4 protein-coding genes, 1 tRNA gene and 1 pseudogene are annotated in these 8429 nt (G+C 66.0%); 2 read left to right on the top strand and 4 right to left on the bottom strand.

The window, feature by feature from the left end; genetic code table 11:
• The first annotated feature begins 210 nt into the window (after positions 1-210).
• A complete protein-coding gene (locus tag AC1D1G_RS37390) occupies positions 211-3189 on the top strand; it encodes a UPF0182 family protein (protein ID WP_283335240.1) in 2979 nt (992 codons plus the stop codon).
• A gap of 76 nt (positions 3190-3265) precedes the next feature.
• On the opposite strand, the gene AC1D1G_RS37385 is transcribed toward AC1D1G_RS37390, so the two are convergent.
• Positions 3266-3820: a transglycosylase family protein gene (locus tag AC1D1G_RS37385; RefSeq protein ID WP_280781668.1), complete on the bottom strand. Its 555-nt coding sequence runs from the start codon at positions 3818-3820 to the stop codon at positions 3266-3268.
• Between the two features lie 480 nt (positions 3821-4300).
• A pseudogene (locus tag AC1D1G_RS37380) lies at positions 4301-4630 on the bottom strand (transglycosylase family protein); the annotation flags it as partial.
• 442 nt (positions 4631-5072) lie between these two features.
• On the opposite strand from AC1D1G_RS37380, the gene AC1D1G_RS37375 reads away from it, so the two are divergent.
• Positions 5073-5149: transfer RNA gene (locus tag AC1D1G_RS37375), tRNA-Met, on the top strand.
• 564 nt (positions 5150-5713) lie between these two features.
• On the opposite strand, the gene AC1D1G_RS37370 is transcribed toward AC1D1G_RS37375, so the two are convergent.
• Complete coding sequence (locus AC1D1G_RS37370; RefSeq protein ID WP_477956094.1) at positions 5714-7348, bottom strand: acyl-CoA synthetase; 1635 nt, start codon at positions 7346-7348, stop codon at positions 5714-5716.
• Between the two features lie 164 nt (positions 7349-7512).
• On the bottom strand, positions 7513-8429 hold a 917-nt coding region (locus AC1D1G_RS37365; protein WP_477956093.1), incomplete at its 5' end, for an acyl-CoA dehydrogenase family protein.

Below are 8429 nucleotides of genomic sequence, written 5' to 3'. Positions count from 1 at the left end.
CAGCGGGCGAGGGCGTCCGTCTCTCTGTTCACATTCTCTTCACTCACGAGACCCATCTTCGCACCCCCGGAACAGGACCGACGGCCGCATCTCTCGGTTGTTACGTAGAGTGGGACGAAACGGTCACGCCCGTGCGGTTCGGGTGTGGACGAACGAACGGTGCAGTTGATCGCGGCGCGACAGCGTCGCCGTATTCTTGGAGTGTGGCACGTGGGCATGCGGCCCCCCGCAGGTTTACCGTCGTTGTCCAAACGCAGCCGAGTGCTGCTGGTGCTGGCGCTTGTCGTCGCGGCCCTGTTGCTGGTGGGCCCTCGGCTCATCAGTACCTACACGGACTGGTTGTGGTTCGGTGAAGTCGGATTCCGTGGTGTCTTCACCACGGTCCTGATCACCCGCCTGCTCCTCTTCCTCGTAGTCGGTGTCGTGGTCGGCGGAATCGTCTGGCTGGCACTGCTGCTCGCCTACCGTTCGCGGCCGGTGTTCGTCCCGGTGTCGGGTCCCAACGATCCCGTGGCGCGGTACCGCACCACGGTGATGACTCGGCTGCGCCTGTTCGGCCTGGCCATTCCGATCGCGGTGGGACTGCTCGCCGGGCTGATCGCCCAGTCCAGCTGGGTGACGGTGCAGCTGTTCGTCAACGGCGGCGCGTTCGGCGTCGCCGATCCCGAGTTCGGCCTCGACGTCGGCTTCTACACCTTCGATCTGCCGTTCTACCGTTTCGTCCTCAACTGGCTGTTCGTCGCGGTTCTGCTGGCGTTCTTCGCGAGCCTGGTGACGCACTACATCTTCGGCGGGCTGAAGCTGGCGGGCCGGGGCGGCGCACTGACCAATGCGGCGCGAGTCCAGTTGGCGGTGCTCGCGGGAACGTTCATTCTCCTCAAGGCCGTCGCGTACTGGTTCGACCGTTACTCGCTGCTGTCGAGCAGCCGCAAGGAACCCACGTTCACCGGTGGTAGCTACACGGACATGAATGCGGTGCTGCAGGCGAAGCTGATCCTGCTGGCCATCGCGGTCATCTGCGCGGGTGCGTTCTTCGCGGCGATCTTCCTGCGCGATCTGCGGATTCCCGCGATGGCGACAGCGCTTCTCGTGCTCTCCTCGATCCTGGTCGGCGCGGTGTGGCCGCTCGTGGTCGAGCAGTTCTCGGTGCGTCCCAACGCCGCCGACAAGGAGAGCGCGTACATCGAGCGGAACATCGCCGCCACGCGGCAGGCGTACGGCATCACCGACGACAAGGTCGAGTACCAGGACTATCAGGGGTACGGCACGAAGCCGCCGCGGGACGTGCCCGCCGACGTCATGACCATCGAGAACACGCGACTGCTCGATCCGAACATCCTGTCGCGGACGTTCACCCAGCAGCAGCAGTTGAAGAACTTCTACGGTTTCCCGCCGACGCTCGACATCGACCGGTACGACATCGACGGGCAGTTGCGTGACTACATCGTCGCGGCCCGCGAGTTGTCGTCCAAGAGCCTGACGGGTAACCAGACGGACTGGATCAACAAGCACACCGTCTATACGCACGGCAACGGACTGGTCGCAGCTCCCGCGAACCGGGTGAACGCCGCTGCCGGCGAGTCCGCGGAGGAAGCCGCCAACAGCAACAGCGGTTACCCCGTCTACATGGTCAGCGATATCGCCTCGCAGGAGGCGGGTAATCAGGTCATTCCGGTCGAGCAGCCGCGCATCTACTACGGCGAGGTCATCGCCGACACGGACGCCGACTACGCGATCGTCGGCGGATCCGAGGGTTCGGACCCGCGCGAGTACGACACCGACACCTCGCGCTACACGTACACCGGTTCCGGTGGAGTGCCGATCGGCAACTGGTTCAACCGGCTGGCGTTCGCGGCCAAGTACACCGAGCGCAACATCCTGTTCTCCGGTGCCATCGGGTCGGATTCCAAGATCATCTACAACCGGGACCCGCGGGACCGGGTCACGCACGTCGCCCCGTGGCTGACCGCGGACGGCGACTCGTACCCGGCCGTCGTCGACGGCAAGGTGGTCTGGATCGTGGACGCCTACACCACGTTGCAGGACTACCCGTACGCCCAGCGCAGTTCGCTCGACGGACTCGTCGAGGACAGCATCGACCAGAACACCGGCCGCCTGCTGCCCCGTAAGGAGGTGTCCTACATCCGCAACTCGGTGAAGGCCACCGTCGACGCGTACGACGGCACCGTGAAGCTCTACCAGGTGGATCAGAACGATCCGGTGCTCGATGCGTGGATGGGTGTGTTCCCGGATGCGGTCCAGCCGGCGGATTCGATTCCGGATGAACTGCGTGCGCACTTCCGCTATCCCGAGGACCTGTTCAAGGTGCAGCGCGAGATGCTCGCCAAGTACCACGTGGACGATCCGAAGGAGTTCTTCACCAACAACGCGTTCTGGTCGGTGCCGAGCGATCCCACGATCGACACGAGCGCGAACCAGCCGCCGTACTACGTGCTGGTCGGTGATCCCGAGACCGGGAAACCGTCGTTCAATCTGACCAGTGCGATGGTGGGTTACAGTCGCGAGTTCTTGTCTGCATATCTGTCGGTGAAATCGGATCCGGAGAATTACGGCAAGTTCACGGTGCTCCAGTTGCCGACGGACACGCAGACCCAGGGTCCGCAGCAGACTCAGAACTCGATGATCTCGGATCCACGGGTGGCGTCGGAGAGAACCCTGCTCGAGAGATCGAACAAGATTCAGTACGGCAACCTGCTGACCTTGCCGATCGCGGACGGCGGCATCCTCTACGTCGAACCGATGTATACGGAGCGAAGTTCGACAGGCCCGAACACGTCGACGTTCCCGCAGCTGTCGCGAGTGCTGGTGAGCTACCGCGAGCCGCCGCCGAGTAACAGTGTGCGCGTCGGGTACGCCCCGACGTTGGCGCAGGCGCTCGACCAGGTGTTCGGTGCCGGCACAGGCTCGGTGGCGACGGCACCCAGTGCGGAAGAGGGGACGCCTCCGGAGTCCGGCACCACGCCGCCGGTCGATCAGGGTGCGGCACCGGCGCCGACCGCCCCGGCGACACCGCCGTCCGGCACGGATGTCTCGGCGGCCGTGGCGGAGTTGGACGCGTCGCTCGACGCCTTGACGTCGGCGCAGCGCAGCGGTGACTTCGCGGCCTACGGCGCAGCCCTTGCTCGCGTCCAGAAGGCGGTCGCCGCGTACGAGGCGATCCCGAAGTAGAGGCGCTTCAACCGCAGAGAACGAGGCCCTGTCATCCGAACCGGATGACAGGGCCTCGTCGTATCTGATCGGAAGATCAGCGCAGTGCGTCGACCAACTGCGGGTTGGAGTCCACCAGCTGCTGGAACTGCTGTCCGTAGCCGTTCTGCTCGGCGACCTGACGCGCGGCGTCGAGCGTCTGCTGTGCGGCGGGCTCGACCGGGGCGGGTGCCTGGACCTGAGCCGGAGCCGCGGGGGCGGGAGCCGGGGTGGGCTCCGGAGCGGGCGCGGGAGCCTCGGCGACGTCGCCGCCACCGGTGGACAGGTACTGACCGCACACCGGCCATGCACCCTGGCCCTGGGTCGCGAGAACGTTCTCGGCGACGCGGACCTGCTCGGCCTTGCTGGCGTTCGATGCCGAGCCGGTGCCGCCGTTGGCCTCCCAGGTGCTCTGCGAGAACTGCAGACCGCCGTAGTAGCCGTTTCCGGTGTTGATTCCCCAGTTGCCGCCACTCTCGCACTGGGCGACGCCGTCCCAGTTGTGGGAAGCGGCGGAGGCGGTGCCGGTGCTCAGTCCGAGCGGGACGGCGACGACGGCTCCGGTGACGGCGATCCAGCCGAGGGCACGCTTGCTGATGCTGTGATTGGTCATGCGGGGTCAATCCTCTCCGCGCTTGCTGGCGTGGCCGGCCTGCGGGTGACAACGTCTGCGTCGTCACGCCGGGCTGCGATTCTGTGCCGCGTCCCTGCCCCTCGAAGGTTTCGGGGATTCCGAACCCGCGGGGCAGAGCTAGCAGCGGCGGGCCGGCTTTCGCCCGGTTGTTTCGGGCCGAGAGCGACCGTACGGGAGCTTCGGCCGCAGTTCACCTGGCGAAAATGGTGGACAGCTGTCCGGCGGCGCAGGCGAGTTTCCCCTGTCTGCGCAGGTCAACCTGCCTCGATATCGTTTCGGAGTCTATTCGTTACCCCGCTGTTATGTGTCGGGGATCACCACGATTTTGTGCAGCGGCTCACGTCGAAATGGCAGGAACATGGGTCCTGGTGGTGTATGTCGAGGCCGTGCGATGCAGGAGTGCCCCGCGCGCAGTCGTGCTGCGCGCGGGGCACTCTCGCAAGTGTGTGGTGCGGATCAGAGGTACTGTCCGCAGACCGGCCAGGCGCCGGGGCCCTGGGTCGCCAGGACGTTCTCGGCGACGCGGATCTGCTCCTCGCGCGAGGCGTTGGCCGGCGAGCCGCTGCCACCGTTCGCTGCCCAGGTGCTGTCGGTGAACTGCAGACCGCCTGAGAAGCCGTTTCCGGTGTCGGCGCCCCAGTTGCCGCTGCTCTCACACGCTGCGACGGCGTCCCAGTCTCCGGAAGCGGCCGATGCGGTGCCGGTGCTCAGGCCGAGCGGCACTCCGATGACTGCTCCGGTGAGTGCGATTGCGCCCATGGTCCGCTTGACGATGCTGGAATTGGTCATGTGGTTGTTTCCTCTCCGCGCCTGCTGACGAGGTTGTGGTGTGCGGTAACGGCTGGTGTGCCGACCCGGTGGTCGATCTGTCCTCGTCCCTGCCCCTCGAGGTGTCGGGATTCCGAATCCCGCGGGGGCAGGTCGAGCTGCGGCGGGTCGGCGTTGCCCGGTAGTTTCGGGCTGGCAACGAACGTACGCGGTGATCACGGAATGGTCACGGGTCGATTTTCTGTGACGGGCGTCCAAATACTGGGATGAACGGACGGTGTTTTCCCAGGTCGTCCCCGAAGTTTCAGGTTTCGGCAGCGTTACAGCTTTCGACTAAAATGTGACGAGCGTCATAACATTCAGGTAACGGATGTGACTCGAGTGGTGCCGAAAGGTTGCTACTCGGACTCTTTCCGGGCGATTTGCAATCCGTTCGTTCGCTCGTGTAACTTTGTTCATGCAACGCGGGGTGGAGCAGCTCGGTAGCTCGCTGGGCTCATAACCCAGAGGTCGCAGGTTCAAATCCTGTCCCCGCTACCACTGAAGAACCGGTGTCCTGGAATCCAGGGCACCGGTTCTTTTTGTCTCCGCTCGCCCCCGTCGAGGGCGGACCACCTCGCCGGTGCGACTGCCCGTCCACCAGCACGAGGGCTTCGCTCAGCGGCTGTCGCGTGAAATGGGGCCAGTCCGTCGAGTACCCTTGCGGACCGAGTCGCTCATCATGTTCGCGGACTCCACCCGGAGGCTCATGCTGAGGGACTCGGACACGGGCTGCGAGTGCGACGATCTGGACAAACCCGACCTCACGGCACGCGGTGTCGAGTTCCGCTGCCACACAGGCGCATTCGGCGCTGTTGTCGGCGCGCGCTCTCTCGGCGAGATAGGGACTGATGTCGACGGTCGGGCAGTGACGGCGAGCCGCGGGCATCGAGGGCAGGTGCTTCCAGTCCAGGAGTGACTGCATGAGAACACTATTCGGCAGAGCAGCCGCGAGTGCAGGGGACGGTCGACGAACTGACACCGATCGTCGGGGGTGCCGCAATCCCGGATTCGCTGACCGCGGAACAGATCTACACGAACCGGTTCCCCGATCCGCGATCGGGATCAGCTCTCCGTGACGTCCATCTCGATCAGGACGCGACGCAGCAACTTGCCAGTCGCGTTGCGGGGGAGTTCCTCGATGAAGACGATCTCGCGGGGCACCTTGTACCGCGCCAGGTTCGACTTGACGTGGGCCTTCAACTCGTCGGCGTCCTTCGCGGACCCCGGACCGGGTACCACGAAAGCCCTGAGGCGATGGCCGAATTCGGAGTCCTCGACACCGATCACAGCAGCCTCGAGCACGTCCTCGCGGTCGGCGAGCAGGTTCTCGACCTCGAGGGGGTAGACGTTCTCGCCGCCGGAGACGATCATGTCGTCGTCCCGGCCGTCCACGAAGAGGAGGCCGTTGCGGTCGAAGTGGCCGACGTCGCCGGTGGACAGCAGACCGTTGATGCGCTCCTTGTCACGACCGTCGGTGTAGCCGGAGAAGCTGAGACCGCTGGCGACGAAGATCCGTCCGACGGTCTCGGGTTCGGTGATCCGTTGACCCGACTCGTCATAGAGTTCCACGTGGCAGGTGACGGGTGCCCGTCCCGCGGTGCCCGGCGCCAGCGCAAGGTCGGCCGGAGTCGCGACGGTGGCGACGGCGACCTCGGTCGAGCCGTACAGGTTGTGGAGCACCTCGCCGAAGGCGGCGGTGGTGCGCTTGCAGAGGTCGGGGGAGAGTGCGGACCCGGCCGCGAAGATGATCTTCAGGCTCGACGTGTCGTACTTTGCCAGCGTCTCGGGCCCGAGGTCGATGATGCGCTGCAGCATGGTGGGAACGACGACCAGTGTGTCGCAGCGGTGCTTCTCGACCAGGCGGATCGTGTTCTCCGGATCGAACTTGCGATCCATCACCACGGTCTGGCCGAGCGCCAGCGCGAGCGCGAACTGGGAGACTCCTGTTCCGTGGAAGGCGGGGGCCGCCATCATCATCGTCTGCCCGCGTCGCAGCGGAACCCGGTCGAGGAACTGGGCCGACGCGAGCGGCGACGTGTGTCCGCGGGGAGCGCCCTTCGGTGTGCCCGTGGTGCCGCTGGTGAGGAGGACGAATCCGCCCTGCGTGGACGGCGCGGGCAGCGAACTGCGGTCTCTGCCCTCCATCACGTCGTCGAGTGTGCGGACCTGGGACGTCGAATCGTCCTCCGCCCAGGAGCGATAGGCGATGACCTCGTCGGGGAGGGCCTCGGCGACCGCGTGGAACTCGTCGTCGTACACGAACGCCTGAACCTGCTCGCGGGCGGCGACGTCGACGAGCTGCGGCCGGGCGAACCCGGTGTTCATCAGCACCAGCTTGGTGCCGTTCTTGGCGGCGGCGAGCATCGTCAGGACCAGGCCCCGATGATTGCGGCACATGCATCCCATGACCGAACCGGGAGTGATGCCGTCGGCCTGCCACGCCCGCACCAGGGCGTTGGACTGCTCCTCGATGTCGGTGTAGGTGAGCGGGCCGCGCTCGTCGATCAGGGCCACCGCATCCAGCCCGGCCTCGGCATTCGCGTGGACGGGCCCGGCGAACGGTCCGTACTTCCGCACGGCCAGGATCGATCGGACGCCCTGGTCGACGCGGGGAAAGGGAACGAGGCCTGCGCGGTTCATCACCCGCACAGCTCCCACGGTGTCCGTGATCTTGGTGAGGAAGTGCTGAGCTGGCATCAAGAACCCCTCCGGCTGCAGTGACGGATTTCCCGTTCAGCGTAGATGAAGAGGCCGGTCCGGCCACGCGGTCCGGCGAAGCCGGACGTCCCGCACGAAGAAGCCCCCGCCGCAGGGGAGCGCGGCGGGGGCTACACCCCTCGATGAAAGTCCCCCTCGAGCTGCTACTTCAGCTCGGCGGACGACTTTCCGAGCAGACGGCGAGCGACGATCAGCTGCTGGATCTGCTGCGTTCCCTCGAAGATGTCGAGGATCTTGGAATCGCGCGCCCACTTCTCGAGCAGCGGGCGCTCCGAGTAGCCCAAGGTCCCGGCGAGTTCGACGGCCTTGAGGGAGATGGCGGTTCCGGTGCGACCGGCCTTCGCCTTCGACATGGATGCTTCGAGTGAGTTCGGCTTCTTGTTGTCCGCCATCCACGTTGCGCGCAGAGCGAGCAGGTAGGCGGCCTCCCAGTCGGCCTCGAGCTGCAGGAACTCGGCGGCCGCCGCGTGCTGGTTGTACGCGGGGGTGTCGTAGGAGATCTCCACACCGGCGTCGGAGAGGATGCTGCGCAGTTCCTCGAGCGCGGCGCGGCCGAGGCCGACCGCCATGCCGGCGACGATCGGACGGGTGTTGTCGAACGTCTGCATGACGCCGGCGAAGCCCTTCTCGACGTTGACCTCCGGCGTGCCGAGCAGGTTGTCCCTGGGGATCCGGCAGTCCTGCAGCAGCAGGACCGCGGTGTCGGACGCCTTGATGCCCAGCTTGTGCTCGAGGCGGGCGACGCTCAGGCCGGGGGCGTCGCGGGGGACGACGAACGACTTGATCGCGGCGCGGCCCTTCGTCTTGTCGACGGTGGCCCACACGACGATGTGCGTGGAGCGCTCGCCGGCCGTGACGAAGATCTTCTCGCCGTTGAGCACGTACTCGTCGCCGTCGAGCACCGCGGTGGTGGTGACGGCGGCGGAGTCGGAACCGAAGCCGGGTTCGGTGATGGCCATCGAGGCCCACACCTTGCCGAAACGCTCGAGCTGTTCGTCGGTGGCGACGGCGGCGATGGCCGAGTTGCCGAGGCCCTGGTACGGGATAGCCAGTGTGAGAC

The organism is Rhodococcus sp. P3_B8 (assembly GCF_056402775.1).
Note: the sequence above shows the minus strand (reverse complement) of the source record. Positions and strands in the feature narration are given on the sequence as shown.